Raw genomic sequence first — 13,954 nt, 5'->3', positions numbered from 1 at the left:
GCGCCGTTCCGTCGACCTCTCCGGGAGCACGCCATGCATCTGACACCAGCGGACACCGAGAAGCTGCTGTTGTCGGTGGCCGGTATGGTCGCCCGCGACCGGCTCGACCGCGGCGTCAAGCTGAACTATCCGGAAACCGTTGCGCTGCTGACCACCTGGGTGATCGAACGGGCCAGGGATGGCCGAACCGTCGAGGACCTGATGGCGGCCGGCCGGCAGGTGTTGGCCCGCGAACAGGTGATGGACGGCGTCGCGGAGATGCTGCCGGACGTCCAGGTCGAGGCCACCTTCCCCGACGGTCGCAAGCTCGTCACCATCCGCCAGCCGATCGCATAGGGGTCCAGCTCATGTCTGCTTCGTCCGACGGTCCCGGGGCCGTCCGCACCGCACCGGGCAGCATCGTGCTGAACGGCGACCGGACGGGCTCCGAGCGCATCGACCTGCACATCGTGAACACCGGTGACCGGCCGATCCAGATCGGATCGCACCTGCACCTGCCGGACGCGAACACCGCCCTGGAATTCGATCGTGCTGCGGCACACGGCTTCCGGCTGGACATCCCGTCCGGCACCTCACGGCGGTTCGAGCCAGGCGCATCCAGAGACGTTGCTGCGGTGGCGTTCAAGGGTCTGCGCAGGATTCCCGGTCTCCAGATCAAGAGTGACGGCGGTGCCCTCTGATGGTGGAGATCTCCCGCGCCGAGTACGCCGCGCTCTACGGCCCGACGGTCGGCGACCAGGTGCGCCTGGGTGACACCGATCTGTGGATCGAGATCGAGAAGGACTACACCGCAGGCGGTGAGGAAGCTGTCTTCGGTGGGGGCAAGTCCATCCGCGAGTCGATGGCGCAGGGCCTGACGACGCGGGCCCAGGGCGCGCCCGACACCGTCATCACCAACGCGATCGTGCTGGACCACTGGGGCATCGTCCGGGCCGACGTCGGCATCCGCGACGGCCGGATCGTAGCGCTGGGACGCTCCGGGAACTCGGACGTCGCGGACGGTGTCCACCCGGATCTGCAGATCGGGCCCTCCACCGACGTCATCTCCGGCGAGGGGAAGATCCTGACCGCCGGCGGTTTCGACTCGCACGTCCACCTGCTCTCGCCCTCGCAGATCCACGAGGCCCTGGCCACCGGCCTGACCACCATCGGCGGCGGCGGCACCGGCCCGAGCGAGGGGACGAAGGCGACCACCGTCACGCCCGGAGCGTGGCACCTGGAGAAGATGCACCGGGCGATGGATGCGTTGCCCGTCAACGTGTTGCTGCTGGGCAAGGGCAACACCGTGTCCATGGAGGCGCTGGCCGAGCAGGCGCTGGGCGGCGCCGGCGGCTACAAGGTGCACGAGGACTGGGGCTCCACGCCGGCCGCCATCGACGCTGCGCTCCGCGGGGCGCAGGAGTGGGGCCTGCAGGTTGCCCTGCACAGTGATTCGCTCAACGAGGCGGGCTACGTCCAATCGACGATCGACGCGATCGCCGGTCGCGCCCTGTCGGCCTTCCACGTCGAAGGAGCGGGCGGCGGGCACTCGCCGGACATCCTCAAGCTGGCCGGGCTGCCGATGGTCCTGCCGGGTTCCACCAACCCGACGCTGCCGCACACCGTCAACACGGTCGCCGAGCACCTGGACATGCTGATGGTCTGCCATCATCTGAACCCCGCTGTGCCAGAGGATCTCGCCTTCGCCGAATCCCGGATCAGGGCGACGACCATCGCCGCCGAGGACGTCCTGCACGACATGGGCGCCATCTCGCTGACGTCCTCGGACGCACAGGCGATGGGCCGGATCGGCGAGGTCGTCACCCGCACCTGGCAGGTCGCGCACGTGATGAAGCTGCGACGCGGTGACATCGGCGGCTCCATGCCGGCCGACAACTTCCGGGCCCGGCGGTACATCGCGAAATACACCATCAACCCGGCGATCTCGCACGGGGTTGATCACGAGATCGGCAGCATCGAGGCCGGCAAGCTCGCCGACCTCGTGCTGTGGGAGCCGAAGTTCTTCGGCGTCCGTCCGGCCATCGTCATCAAGGGCGGGGCGATCGTCTGGGGTGCGCTCGGTGATCCGAACGCCTCGATCCCGACGCCGCAGCCGGTGCTGATGCGGCCGTCGTTCGGGGATGCGATCGGAGCCGAGTCGTCGATGTCCTTCGTGGCCCCGGCGGCTCTGCAGGACGGGTTGGCGGCCCGTCTCGGGTTGAAGCGATCGCTCGTCGCGGTCAGGCCCACCCGCGAGGTGGGCAAGGCGCAGATGATCAACAACGACGTGCTCCCGGTGATCGACATCAACCCCGAGACGTTCGCGATCAGGATCGACGGGGAGCCCGTCGAACCCGCCCCCGCCTCCGTCCTGCCCCTCGCCCAGCTCTACTCGATGTTCTGATGGCCGGCCCGATGACCGCTCGCCGCCCCGCCCGCCCCTGCCGCCCCGCCCGCCCCGCCCGCCCCTGCCGCGCTTATCAACTTCGCCCGCGCTCATGAACTTGACGCGTTTGGGACGGATGTGACAGAAATCGACGGGTTGATAAGCGCGGCTACCGGCCTCAGCGCGGTGACCGGCCTCAGCGCGGCTACCGGCCCCGGCGCGGTGACCGGCCTCAGCGCGGCCACCGGCCCCGGCGCGGGCCGCTCCGAGCTGATGCTCATGCTGCTGTCGGACGCCCGTCTGCCGACCGGCGCACACACCCAGTCGGCCGGTCTGGAGCCGGCGATCAACGGCGGCATGCCGGCGCGTGACGTACCCCGCTACATCACCGCCCGGCTGCGGACGGTGACCAGGGTCGAGGCGGGCGCGGCGGTGGTGGCCAGGCACCTGTCGTCGGGTCCCGATCCCGGCACGGGGCTGGCCCTGGTCGATCTGGCCTGGCGGGCCAGGACCATCAGTCCGGCGCTCCGGGAGACGTCCGCACTACTGGGTCGGGGGTACGGCCGGCTGGTCGGCCGGCTGTGGCCGGAGCATCCCGCAGTGGTTGCGCTGCAGGCGATCCGATTGCCCTGCCGGGCTGTGGTCCTCGGGGTGGCCGCGGCCTGCACCGGGTTGGCACCGATGCAGCTGGGCAGGCTGATCGGCTACGACGAGGCGCAGACGATCGCGGCCGCAGCCTTGAAGATCGCGCCGCTGGATCCGGTGGACGCCACCGCCTGGGTGATCGGGGTGCAGGACGACATCGAGAGGATGGCCGGTTCCGTCGCCGGCCTGACGGAACCCGACGAGATCCCCGCGTTCGGTGCGCCCCTGATCGAGCAGTGGGCCGAGATCCATTCCACCACCACCCAGAGGTTGTTCCGTGCCTGACATCCACCCGAATTCCGGGGACCACCCCTCCACCTCCGTCCACCCCGATTCCCGCGCGCTGAGGCTCGGGATCGCCGGACCCGTCGGTACCGGGAAGTCGTCCCTGATCGCGATGATCTGTCGTGAGCTGAACACCGAACTGAGCCTCGGTGTCATCACCAACGACATCTACACCGACGAGGACGCCCGGTACCTGCGGTCGGCCGGGGTGCTGGACCCCGAGCGCATTCGCGCAGTGGAGACCGGCGCCTGCCCGCACACGGCGATCCGGGACGACGTCACGGCGAACCTGCTCGCCGTCGAAGACCTGGAAGCCGACTTCGCGCCGCTGGACGTGGTGCTGGTCGAATCAGGGGGCGACAATCTGACGGCGACCTTCTCGCCGGCGCTGGTCGACGCGCAGATCTTCGTGCTCGACGTGGCCGGCGGCGGGGATGTCGCCCGCAAGGGTGGTCCGGGGATCGGACGCGCGGATCTGCTGGTGGTCAACAAGACCGACCTCGGTCCGCACGTCGGGGTCGATGTGCGGCAGATGGTCGCCGACGGCATGAAGGCCCGTGACGGTCGGCCGGTGCTGGCCCTGTCGCGCCACGATCGCGAGTCGATCGACGGATTGATGGCCTGGGTACGAGAGCTGTTGGTCGCGTTCAGATCCGGTCGCCACGTGGCCGTCGACCCCGGTCCGATGGCCCCGCACAGCCACGCCGAGGCGGGCGGCACCGCCGTGCTCCACGTTCACGGGGGAGCAGGACCGCACAGTCACGTCCACCCGCTCTCGTGACGCGCGTGGCCGTCCGGGTCGACGGGGGAAGAGCCAGACTCGAACTCATCGGCGGCAATCTGGCTCCCCGTCTGATCAGCGCCGATGACGGCGGCGCCAAGGTCGCACTGGTCGCGACCTCGGCACTGTTGCTGGGTGGTGACGCGGTTGATCTGGAGTTGCGGGTCGGGGCGGGCGCGTGGCTGGAGATCGTCGAGACGGCAGGCACTGTCGCCTACGACGCAGAGGGAGAGCAATCACGGTGGAACGTCAGGGCGGTCGTCGAAGCGGGTGGTCTGCTGCTCTGGCACGGCGAACCGCTGGTGATATCCGACGGCGCGAACACCCTGCGCAGCAGCAGGTATGCCCTTGGCGATGAAGCCGTCGTCTGCGTCAGGGAGACGGTGGTGCTGGGTCGCTCCGGCGAACGAGGTGGCGCGCTGCGGGTGCAGAATCAGGTAGCCGTCGGCGGGACCTCCGTGCTGGCCGAGGATCTGGACCTCTCCTCTTGCGAGAGCCGCGAACTCCCCGGGATTCTCGGCAGGGCCTCCGTCGTCGATACCGTGACCCTGATCGGGACGGTGCCCCCCGGGTTTCCGCCGTTGTTCGCGGGGAGCCTCTTCCGCCTCGGCGGCGGTGCGGGGACGATCGGGCGGGTCCTGCGGACCGATCTGGCCGGCTCGCCCGCACGGGCCTGGTGGTCCTCCTGGAGTGCGGCAGCGAGGGATGTCCATGCGGCCCGCCGGGCCGTCGGAATCAGCGGTCGGGGGTGAGGACGCTGGCGGCGCGGCGGCGCGGGGCGAAGGCCGGAGCGAGCAGGACCAGCACCGCAGTCAGCGCCAGCGGAACGACGTAGCCCCAGCGCAGGGAACCGGCAGAGCTGACCAACCCGGTGAGCACGCCGCCGAGCACGAATCCGAGATAGTTGAACTGATTCAGCCTGGCCACCAGCGCATCGGCCCGCCGCCGGCGTTGCTCCGGAGTCCCGTCACCGGCCAGCACCCCGGCGGCCGAGAAGGTCAGTGGCGCCACCACCGCCAGTCCCGCTCCCAGCACCGCGAACCCGACGATGGCCAAGGTCGGCCCGGGGGCGAGCACGACCAGCAGCAATCCGGCGGTGCCGATGCCCGCGGCCATCCGCACGACGCCGACGGCGCCGGTTCGCCGCACCAGGAAGTCCCCGGCCAGCCGGGAGATCAGGCTGGTGGCCTGGTACCCGCCGTAGGCCAGCGGCGCCAGCCGTGCGGAGGCGCCCAGCCCGTCGCGCAGATAGATGGTCGACCATGACGCCGCCGCCGAATCGGCCACGTAGAACAACACCAGTGCCGCGCCGAGCATCACCAGCGGGCGCCAGGGCATGGCAGCCTCCCGGTCGGCGGAGTCCTCGGCCCCGGAGTGCGGGTCGTCCGCGGCCGTCAGATAGGGCGCCAGCGCGATCAGTCCGACGACGACGGCGATGGGTACGAACGACTCGGCCGGCGTCCAGGAGTTCGTGAGCGAGGTGTAGACGGCGCCGACGATGCCGCCGGCCGACCAGGCGGCGTGGAAGGACGTGAGAATGGAGCGGCCGTAACGGGCCTCGAGCGCAACGGCCTGCATGTTCTCGGAGGCGTCCACCGTCCCCAGGCCGAGTCCGTACACGGCGACGCCGGCCAGGAAGACCGGCAGCGAGCCGGCCGTCCCGGTGATCGTCAGGCCGACGGCGGCGAGGAGCAAGGCCGCGCGCAGGGTCACGGCACTGCCCCGGTGGGATGCGAAGCTGCCCGCCACCGTCGATCCGACCCCGGCCAGGACGGCCACCCCGAACATCACGCCGGTGACGGCCAGATCGTCGAGACCGTGCTGGTCCTTGAACGCCGGAAGGTGGGTCAGCACCACCGCAAAGCCGATGCCCTGAGCGAAGAACGCTGCCGCGACACCCGCCCTTGGATAGCTCAGCCGCTCCATCGGCCCACTATCCACACTCGTCGGTGTGCCCGTCAAGGATTCGCGGCGGTCATCTTGGTCAGCTGACCAAGATTGTTTCCGGAAACGCTTGACGGGCCCGGGACCTCGCGATCAGAGTGGAGCCGTGCCCAGGATGTCCGTCACCCAGCGGCGGGAACTACTACTGGCGGCGGCCTGGAGAGTGCTGGTCAGAGACGGATTCGCCGCCGCGACCACCAGGGCCGTCTGCCGCGAGGCGGGGATGAAGCAGGGCGTCTTCCACTACTGCTTCACCAACCGGGACGAGTTGATGCGCGAAGTGGCGGCAGGCCTGCTCGCCGCGCAGGTGTCCGCATCGATCGGCGCCGTCGGTCCCGGCGGGACCATGGCCGAATCGGTGATCAACGCGTTCACGGTCTACTGGGACACCGTCGAAGCCGATCCGGGTCTGCACCAGGTGCTCTACGAGATCACCACCTCGGTGCTGCGGGATCGGCGGGCCTCGGACATCGCCCGGTTCCAATATGGTCGATACCTGGACGGTGTCCTGCGAAGCCTGGTGCAGATCGCGGAGATTCGGCACATCACCTGGGACATCCCGGAGGAGACGCTGGCACGTCAGGTGGTCACCGTCCTCGACGGCCTGACGCTGCACTACCTGGTCGACCGCGACAGCGGCGCTGCCCGAGCAGCCCTGCACGCCTTCGCCGTCGATTTTGCCGGCCACGCCAGACCTGATCCCGACCGGGCCGACGATCACGGGCCCGCTCGGGGGACCACCGACCACGAACATCGGCTTCTGAGGCACGGATGAGCATCGACGACCTGCGCACGGCCACGGCTGCCCTCGACCCGCCGTTCGGCGTGATCGACGAGGCGGCGCTGGCGGCCAACGCCGCCGATCTGGTGCGCCGAGCGGCCGGAAAACCCATCAGGCTGGCCAGCAAATCGGTCCGGGTGCGGCAGGTCCTGGCCGACACGTTGGCCCGGCCCGGATTTGCGGGCCTGCTCTGCTACACGTTGCCCGAGGCGCTCTGGTTGCACAGCAATGGTTTCCGTGATCTGGTGATCGGCTATCCGACCGTGCACCGTGGGGGTATCGCCTCGCTGGCCGCAGATCCGGCCGCGGCCGCCGAGATCACCCTGATGGTCGACGATCCCGCTCAGCTCGATCTGATCGACGCGGTCCGTCCGCCCGGACGGCGCGAGAGGATCCGGGTCTGCCTGGAGCTCGACGCCGGCTATCGGAGGGGCCCGTTCCGGGCGGGAGCACTGCGGTCGCCGATCCGGACACCAGGAGCGGCAGCTGCTTTCGCTCGCATGGTCGCATCACGCCGTGGATTCGCCCTGGTCGGGATGATGGCCTACGAGGGGCAGATCGCCGGCGTCGGGAACGTGGGTCCTGGGCTGCGGCCCAGGCTCGTCCGCATGATGCAGAAGCGTTCCGCCGTCGAACTTGCCGAGCGGCGTGCGGCCGTGGTGGTGGCCGTCCGCGAGGTCGCCGATCTGGAATTCGTCAACGGCGGGGGAACGGGGTCGTTGGAGACGACGACCCTCGAGGACGGTGTCACCGAACTGGCCGCCGGTTCCGGACTGTTCGGGCCGGGATTGTTCGATCACTACCGGGCCTTCCAGCCCGCGCATGCCGCCTACTTCGTGATGTCGTTGGTGCGCAGACCTACTCGGTCGGTGGCCACCATGCTCGGCGGCGGATGGATCGCCTCCGGGCCACCCGGCACCGATCGACAGCCGGTGATCGCCGATCCGCCCGGACTCGAGTACGTCGACGTCGAGGGTGCGGGCGAGGTGCAGACCCCCTTGCGCGGCCGGGCCGCGAGACGGTTGCGGATCGGGGACCAGATCTGGCTCCGGCACGCCAAAGCCGGGGAGGCCGCCGAACACCTCGAGGAATTCCACTGCGTGACCGGCGACCGGGTGACCTCGGTCGCGCCGACGTATCGCGGCGAGGGCAAGGTCTTCCTGTGACGGTCGAACGCTGGCGGAACTGGGGCCGGAACGTCGTGGTCGACCCCCATCATGTCGAGATGCCACGCGACGAGGAAGAAGTCGTGGATCTACTGGCCAGAGCCGAACGGGAAGGTCTGTCGGTGCGGCCCGTCGGTGCCGGTCACTCCTTCGCCCCGATCGCCGAGACCAGGGGCGTCACCGTCCGTCTCGACCGGTTGTCCGGACTCCGGTGGGTGGATCCGAAAGGCACCGTGGTCTGCGTCCGCGCCGGTACCCGCCTGCGCGACCTGACGTCGTTGCTGGCCGCCCATGGTCTGGCGCTGGAGAACATGGGCGACATCGACACCCAGACGCTGGCGGGGGCGATCTCCACCGGCACGCACGGCACCGGAGCGGATTTGACCGGTCTGGCCGGCCAGGTGCGAGGTCTGCGGCTGGTGCTGGCGGACGGGTCGGTGGCGGACTGCTCGGAGGTTGAGCGGCCGGAGTTGTTCCAGGCGGCCAGGATCGGCCTGGGAGCGTTCGGCGTGCTGACCGAGATCACGCTGAAGTGTGTGCCGTCCTTCCGGCTCGCGGCGGACGAGCACCCTGAACCGCTGTCGCAGGTCCTGGAAAACTTCGACGAGATCAGTTCCAGCGCAGAGCATGTCGAGTTCTACTGGTTTCCGCACACGACGACCGCCCTGGTGAAGTCGAACCGCCGGGTGCCTCCCGATGCGCCCGGCCGACCGCTGCCCCGCTGGCGGACGATCCTGGACGACGAGGTGGTGTCCAATGGCGTCTTCGGGCTGGCCTGTGCCGCCGAATGGATTGCCCCGCCGGTAGTTCCGTTCGTCAATCGGGCGGCCGCGAAGCTCGTCAGCGTGCGGGAGTTCACCGACGACTCCGCGGCGGTGTTCACCTCGCCCCGCCGGGTTCGATTCCGCGAGATGGAGTACGCGATCGATCGGGCTGCGGTACCCGGGGCGATCGGGGCGATCCGTGATCTGATCGCCGGAGCGGGCTGGCGGATATCCTTCCCGCTGGAGATCAGAACTGCTGCGGCGGATGATGTCTGGCCCTCCACGGCCTACCGGAGACCAACGGCTTACATTGCCGTGCACCGCTATTTCCGGGAGCCGTACGCGGAGTACTTCCTGGCGGTCCAGGACATCCTGCTCCAGTACGGTGGCCGGCCGCACTGGGGCAAGCTGCACACCCTGGGTGCTGATCGGCTCCGCGGGAGATATCCGCGTTTCGACGACGTCGTGGCCGTCCGGGACGAGGTCGACCCCGGACGCCGCTTTCGCAACGACTACCTGGACCGGGTTCTGGGGAGCTGATCCCTCCCGCCCGGGTCGTCACCGGCCGGCACCGCAGGGTGGGATGATGGGGCGGTGCTCGTCCCCTCGCTCATCACCCAGGCCCCCCGGATGGTCGTCACCGACATGGACGGCACGTTGCTCGACTCCGACGGCCGGCGCGTGAGCGCTCGCAACGCGGCGGCCCTTCGCCGGGCGGGTGAAGCCGGCGCGCGGGTCGTCATCGCCACCGGCCGCCCGGTGATCTGGCTGGGTCCTGTCATCGAGGCCGGCTTCACCGGGACTGCTGTCTGCATGAACGGCGCGGTCACCTACGACATCGGAGCCGGCGAGATCATCTCCAGTGCACCGCTGCTCCCGACCGCCATGCAGGCCCTCGTGCTGGTGCTGTCCGAGATCGCGGACATCTCACTGGCGGTCGAGCGGCTGGGCACCTCCCAGCACGACTTCTGGGCCGAGCACACCTACAGCCACCCCTGGGTGGTCGGCGACTACCAGGCGCTGGACCGTGCGGCGCTGCTGGCGGAGCCGGCCGGAAAGTTGTTGATCCGCGGCACGAGTGACTCGCTCACGCTGGCGCGGGCGGCACAGCGCAGTGCCGAGGAGGCCGGCGTCGGCGATCAGTTGTCGATCACCTACTCCACCGACGACGGCCTGATCGAGGTCGCCGCGGCCGGCGTCAACAAGGGTTTTGCGCTGGCCCGACTCGCCGAGCAGTGGGGAATCGACGCCGCCGACACCATCGCGTTCGGGGACATGCCCAACGACCTCGAGATGCTGGCCTGGGCCGGTCATGGGGTCGCGATGGCCAACGCCCACCCGGAGGTCACCGCGATCGCGAGCGAGATCGCCCCGCACCACGGCGACGACGGGGTGGCCGCCGTCCTCGAACGGTGGTTCTGATCGGTCGCAGCCGTCTCGTCATGCCTCCACGTGATTCCCTCGTCGGCCACTCCTGGTAGCTTGGCCGCGGTCAGTCCGGCGGCCCGAGCATTCGGGTCCGCCGAACAGAACTACGGCCCAGACCCGGCCCTCCACATCGCCCGAGGCCCCGTCAACCGCCGAGGTACCGATTGAAGGCCTTGGCCATCGAGGAATGCTTGCCGGTCCGCGTCTCACGGCGATCGGCCGAAACCATCACCCGCAGACCGGTGTTGATACCGAGGTAGCGCAGCGGTTCCGGCTCCCACTTGCGCGAACGGTGGCCCACCCAGGGCAGCGTGATCAGGTCCGAGTCCGTGCCGGTGATCAGGTCGGTCAATGTCCGGCCGGCCAGGTTCGAGGTGGTGACACCGTCCCCGACATATCCTCCGCCCCAGGCGAAGCCGGTGTCGCGGTCGAGGCCGACGCCGGCGTGCCAGTCACGCGGAACGCCGAGCGGGCCACCCCAGGAATGGGTGAACCGCACCCCTGCCAGCACGGGGAACATGTCGATCAGGTTGTGCCGCAGCGATTCGAAGACGGCCGGTTCCCGGTCGAACCGGGCAGCGGTGGTCGAGCCGAAGTGATACGGCGCCCCGCGACCGCCGAACACGATGCGGCCGTCGGAGCTCCGCTGGCCGTAGCAGATCAGGTGCCGATGGTCGGCGAAGGTCGGTCGATGGGCCAGACCGACTGCGGTCAGGGTCTTCTCGTCCAGTGGTTCGGTCGCCACGATCAGCGAGTAGAGCGGTGCGAGCTCCCGTCGGGCCCCGCGCAGCGCTGAGGTGTAGCCCTCGGTTGCCCTGACGACGACATCTGCCGTCACGATGCCCTCATCGGTGACGACCCGGTGCGGCCGGATCTCCCGCACGGCGGTGCCCTCGTACAGCTCCGCGCCGCGATCCACGACCAGCCTGGCCAGTCCGCGGACCAGGGCGCCCGGATCGATGGTGGCGCAGTGTGGAGTGAAGGTGGAGCCGAGAACCCCTGCAGCGCCCACCATCTGCTGGGTCTCGGTGGCCGACAGCAGGCGCAGGTCCGCGTCGGAGTCGCCCCAGGAATGCGCGTGCTCGACCTCCGCCTCGGCTCGTTCCAGTTGTACCTTCGAGCGGGCGAAGGCGATGGACCCGCCACGCTCCCAACCGCAGTCGAGGCCCTCGGCCGCGACCACGGAGCCGACCTCGTCGAGACCGGCCCGCATGGCGGCCTTCATGGCCAGGGCCGGGGCCCGTCCATGACGGCGGGCGATCTTCTCCCAGGACGCCGGGAACAGATCGGAGCACCAGCCGCCGTTGCGTCCGGAGGCCCCGAATCCGGCGATCTCCTTTTCCACCACGGCGATCCGCAGGTTCGGATCGGCGCGCTGCAGGTAGTAGGCGGTCCACAGTCCGGTGAATCCGGCGCCGACGATCGCGATGTCGACCGACCGGTCTCCGGGCAACCCGGGACGCCGCGTCAGTGGGTCGTCGACGCGGTCGAGCCACAGGCTCAGTCCTCGGTAGTCGGACGCCCAGGCCTGGCCGGACGGGTTCTGCGGCAAGACGGACGCACCTCCCTCGGTCGCGCTGATCAACATCGTCGGCGCTCATGAACGTGGCGAAAATGTGACTGGTGGTACAGAAGTCGACGACTTCGTCAGCGCGGGCGAAGTTGATAAGCGCGGCAGGGGGGTCAGCGGGTCGGGGGGTCAGCGGGGTCAGGGGGCAGGGGCCGGGGGGACTGTTCGTCCGCGCAGGTTGATCCGCGCAGGGGGCAGGGGGCGGGCGGGTCAGATACGGTTCCAGGCCTCGGTCAGGACGATGCGGAGCTTCTGCTCGATCTCGTCGAACTCGGTCTGGCCGCAGATCAGCGGCGGGGCGACCTGGACGACGGGGTCGCCGCGGTCGTCGGCACGGCAGTAGAGTCCGTTGGCGAACAGTGCGCCGGACACGTAGCCGCGCAGTACCCGCTCGCACTCGTCGGCGTCGAACGTCTCCTTCGTCGCCTTGTCCTTGACCAGCTCGATCCCGTAGAAGTACCCGTCACCGCGGACGTTCCCGACGATCGGCAGGTCGTAGAGCTTCTCGAGCGTCGAGCGGAACGCGTTCTCGTGACGTAACACGTTGCCCAGCAGGTCTTCCCGCTCGAACAGATCCAGGTTGGCCAGCGCCACAGCACACGACACCGGGTGCCCGCCGAAGGTGTAGCCGTGGGCGAAGGACACGCCCTCCTTGCCGAACGGCTCGTAGATCCGGTCGGAGATGATCGCACAGCCCAACGGCGAGTAACCGGACGTCAGACCCTTGGCGGTGGTGATGATGTCGGGCTGGTAGCCGAACTTCTGGGCACCGAACATGGTGCCGAGCCGGCCGTAGGCGCAGATCACCTCGTCCGAGATCAGCAGGACGTCGTACTCGTCGCAGATCTCGCGGACCCGGTCGAAGTATCCGGGCGGCGGCGGGAAGCAGCCGCCGGCGTTCTGCACCGGCTCCAGGAACACGGCGGCGACGGTCGCCGGACCCTCGGCGAGGATGGCCTCCTCGATCCGGTTGGCGGCCCACAGCCCGAACAGCTTCTCGTCGTCCGCGACGAACTCCGGTGCCCGGTAGAAGTTGGTGTTCGGCACCCGGAAGGTCCCTGGCACCAACGGTTCGAAGGCTTCCTTGAACGGCGGGATACCGGTGATCGAGAGCGCACCGGCGGTGGTGCCGTGGTAGGCGATGGCGCGCGAGATCACCTTGTGCTTCCCCGGTTTCCCGGTCAGCTTGTAGTACTGCTTGGCGACCTTCCAGGCCGTCTCGACCGATTCGCCGCCGCCGGAGGAGAAGAAGACCTTGTTGAGGTCACCGGGCGCGAGGGCGGCCAGCCGGTCGGCGAGTTCGATGGCGGTGGGGTGGGCGTAGGACCAGATCGGGAAGAAGGCGAGCTTGCGGGCCTGGTCGTAGGCCGCGCGCGCCAGTTCCTCGCGGCCGTGCCCGGCCTGCACGGTGAAGAGCCCGGACAACGCGTCGAGGTACTTGTTGCCGTTGGTGTCGAAGATGTAACTGCCCTCGCCCCGCTCGATCGTCGGGACGGGACTGTTGTCGTAGGACGACATCCTGGTGAAGTGCATCCAGAGATGGTCGGTGGCCTTGCTGGTGGTGCTGGTACTCATCGTGTTCCCCAGGTGTAGGTCTGCTTGGAAAGCTTGAGATACATGAACGATTCGGTGGAGGCGATGCCCTCGATCGTGCGGATCCGGTGGTTGAGCAGGCTCAGGAGGTGGTCGTCGTCCTCGCAGACCACCTCGGCCAGGATGTCGAACGATCCGGCGGTGATGACGACGTAGTCGACCTCGTCCATGGCGGTGAGGGCGGCGACCACGGGCTCGAGGTTCCCCTCGGCCTTGATCCCGATCATCGCCTGACGGGAGAAACCGACCTGCATCGGATCGGTGACGGCGACGATCTGGACCACACCGGACCCGATCAACCGCGACACCCGTTGTCGTACCGCTGCCTCCGAGAGCCCGACGGCGGCGGCGATCGTCGCATAGGGCCGCCGACCGTCCTGCTGGAGCTGTTCGATGATGGCCTTGGAGACGTCGTCCAGCGGCGTCGACGCTGCCCGATTGCGGGCAGTGACGGTGCCGTCGCTGTCGGCTCCGAGGGCGCTCGTGGACCTGGACATATCGATGATGATGGGCGTGATGATGTGCTGTTGGCAAGTGAATCCGTTGACGAAACCAAATGGCAACACCGAAACCCTTGCGCGGGGCGTCCATAGCTGCGATAACCGTACAGTCCAACCAAGTAGCTGGGAGAT

Annotated in this window: 14 protein-coding genes; 10 read left to right on the top strand and 4 right to left on the bottom strand. The window is 68.9% G+C overall.

Features of this window, described 5'->3' with window-relative positions:
* Nucleotides 1-33: 33 nt before the first annotated feature.
* The 6 genes from H7F38_RS02210 to H7F38_RS02185 all read left to right on the top strand — a co-directional run bounded on the left by H7F38_RS02210 (nt 34) and on the right by H7F38_RS02185 (nt 4,828).
* Nucleotides 34-336, top strand: coding sequence for an urease subunit gamma (locus tag H7F38_RS02210; protein ID WP_187092656.1), 303 nt, complete (start codon nt 34-36; stop codon nt 334-336).
* 11 nt (nt 337-347) lie between these two features.
* On the top strand, nt 348-680 hold the full coding sequence (ureB, locus tag H7F38_RS02205; protein ID WP_187092655.1) for an urease subunit beta: 333 nt from the start codon (nt 348-350) through the stop codon (nt 678-680).
* On the top strand, nt 680-2,383 hold the full coding sequence (locus H7F38_RS02200; RefSeq protein ID WP_187092654.1) for an urease subunit alpha: 1,704 nt from the start codon (nt 680-682) through the stop codon (nt 2,381-2,383). Before ureB ends, H7F38_RS02200 begins: the two co-directional genes overlap by 1 nt.
* Before the next feature lie 168 nt (nt 2,384-2,551).
* A complete protein-coding gene (locus tag H7F38_RS02195) occupies nt 2,552-3,295 on the top strand; it encodes an urease accessory protein UreF (RefSeq protein WP_255498208.1) in 744 nt (247 codons plus the stop codon).
* Nucleotides 3,288-4,076: an urease accessory protein UreG gene (ureG, locus tag H7F38_RS02190; protein ID WP_187092653.1), complete on the top strand. Its 789-nt coding sequence runs from the start codon at nt 3,288-3,290 to the stop codon at nt 4,074-4,076. The genes H7F38_RS02195 and ureG overlap by 8 nt, the downstream gene beginning before the upstream one ends.
* Nucleotides 4,073-4,828, top strand: a complete 756-nt coding sequence (locus tag H7F38_RS02185; protein ID WP_187092652.1) for an urease accessory protein UreD — start codon at nt 4,073-4,075, stop codon at nt 4,826-4,828. The genes ureG and H7F38_RS02185 overlap by 4 nt, the downstream gene beginning before the upstream one ends.
* Here H7F38_RS02185 and H7F38_RS02180 read toward each other — a convergent pair.
* A complete protein-coding gene (locus tag H7F38_RS02180; RefSeq protein WP_187092651.1) occupies nt 4,812-6,002 on the bottom strand; it encodes an MFS transporter in 1,191 nt (396 codons plus the stop codon). The genes H7F38_RS02185 and H7F38_RS02180 overlap by 17 nt on opposite strands.
* Before the next feature lie 133 nt (nt 6,003-6,135).
* On the opposite strand from H7F38_RS02180, the gene H7F38_RS02175 reads away from it, so the two are divergent.
* The 4 genes from H7F38_RS02175 to H7F38_RS02160 are packed head-to-tail and all read left to right on the top strand — an operon-like array spanning nt 6,136 to nt 10,153.
* The gene (locus tag H7F38_RS02175; protein ID WP_255498385.1) at nt 6,136-6,795 is read left to right on the top strand and encodes a TetR/AcrR family transcriptional regulator; all 660 of its coding nucleotides are present in this window, start codon (nt 6,136-6,138) and stop codon (nt 6,793-6,795) included.
* On the top strand, nt 6,792-7,967 hold the full coding sequence (locus H7F38_RS02170) for an alanine racemase (RefSeq protein WP_187092649.1): 1,176 nt from the start codon (nt 6,792-6,794) through the stop codon (nt 7,965-7,967). The genes H7F38_RS02175 and H7F38_RS02170 overlap by 4 nt, the downstream gene beginning before the upstream one ends.
* Complete coding sequence (locus H7F38_RS02165) at nt 7,964-9,271, top strand: D-arabinono-1,4-lactone oxidase (RefSeq protein ID WP_187092648.1); 1,308 nt, start codon at nt 7,964-7,966, stop codon at nt 9,269-9,271. The genes H7F38_RS02170 and H7F38_RS02165 overlap by 4 nt, the downstream gene beginning before the upstream one ends.
* Nucleotides 9,272-9,325: 54 nt before the next feature.
* Nucleotides 9,326-10,153 carry an HAD family hydrolase gene (locus tag H7F38_RS02160; protein WP_222618385.1) on the top strand — a complete coding sequence of 276 codons (828 nt, stop codon included), beginning with the start codon at nt 9,326-9,328 and terminating at the stop codon, nt 10,151-10,153.
* A 151-nt stretch (nt 10,154-10,304) separates the two neighbouring features.
* Here the strand turns inward: H7F38_RS02160 and H7F38_RS02155 are convergent, their stop codons facing one another.
* The 3 genes from H7F38_RS02155 to H7F38_RS02145 all read right to left on the bottom strand — a co-directional run bounded on the left by H7F38_RS02155 (nt 10,305) and on the right by H7F38_RS02145 (nt 13,819).
* The gene (locus H7F38_RS02155) at nt 10,305-11,747 is read right to left on the bottom strand and encodes an FAD-binding oxidoreductase (protein ID WP_187092647.1); all 1,443 of its coding nucleotides are present in this window, start codon (nt 11,745-11,747) and stop codon (nt 10,305-10,307) included.
* 192 nt (nt 11,748-11,939) lie between these two features.
* Nucleotides 11,940-13,304: an aspartate aminotransferase family protein gene (locus H7F38_RS02150; RefSeq protein ID WP_187092646.1), complete on the bottom strand. Its 1,365-nt coding sequence runs from the start codon at nt 13,302-13,304 to the stop codon at nt 11,940-11,942.
* Nucleotides 13,301-13,819 (bottom strand): Lrp/AsnC family transcriptional regulator, encoded by a 519-nt coding sequence (locus H7F38_RS02145; protein ID WP_187092645.1) that lies wholly within the window; start codon nt 13,817-13,819, stop codon nt 13,301-13,303. The genes H7F38_RS02150 and H7F38_RS02145 overlap by 4 nt, the downstream gene beginning before the upstream one ends.
* Nucleotides 13,820-13,954 lie beyond the last annotated feature (135 nt).

Source organism: Nakamurella sp. PAMC28650, assembly GCF_014303395.1.
Lineage (GTDB): Bacteria > Actinomycetota > Actinomycetes > Mycobacteriales > Nakamurellaceae > Nakamurella.
This window is presented reverse-complemented; position numbering and strand designations above follow the sequence as displayed.

Excerpts from the sequence above, each read along its gene's own strand:
- H7F38_RS02210 (WP_187092656.1), top strand. The coding sequence starts at position 34 with ATGCATCTGACACCAGCGGACACCGAGAAGCTGCTGTTGTCGGTGGCC.
- ureB (WP_187092655.1), top strand. The coding sequence starts at position 348 with ATGTCTGCTTCGTCCGACGGTCCCGGGGCCGTCCGCACCGCACCGGGC.
- H7F38_RS02200 (WP_187092654.1), top strand. The coding sequence starts at position 680 with ATGGTGGAGATCTCCCGCGCCGAGTACGCCGCGCTCTACGGCCCGACG.
- H7F38_RS02180 (WP_187092651.1), bottom strand. The coding sequence starts at position 6,002 with ATGGAGCGGCTGAGCTATCCAAGGGCGGGTGTCGCGGCAGCGTTCTTC.
- H7F38_RS02175 (WP_255498385.1), top strand. The coding sequence starts at position 6,136 with ATGTCCGTCACCCAGCGGCGGGAACTACTACTGGCGGCGGCCTGGAGA.
- H7F38_RS02170 (WP_187092649.1), top strand. The coding sequence starts at position 6,792 with ATGAGCATCGACGACCTGCGCACGGCCACGGCTGCCCTCGACCCGCCG.
- H7F38_RS02155 (WP_187092647.1), bottom strand. The coding sequence starts at position 11,747 with ATGTTGATCAGCGCGACCGAGGGAGGTGCGTCCGTCTTGCCGCAGAAC.
- H7F38_RS02150 (WP_187092646.1), bottom strand. The coding sequence starts at position 13,304 with ATGAGTACCAGCACCACCAGCAAGGCCACCGACCATCTCTGGATGCAC.
- H7F38_RS02145 (WP_187092645.1), bottom strand. The coding sequence starts at position 13,819 with ATGTCCAGGTCCACGAGCGCCCTCGGAGCCGACAGCGACGGCACCGTC.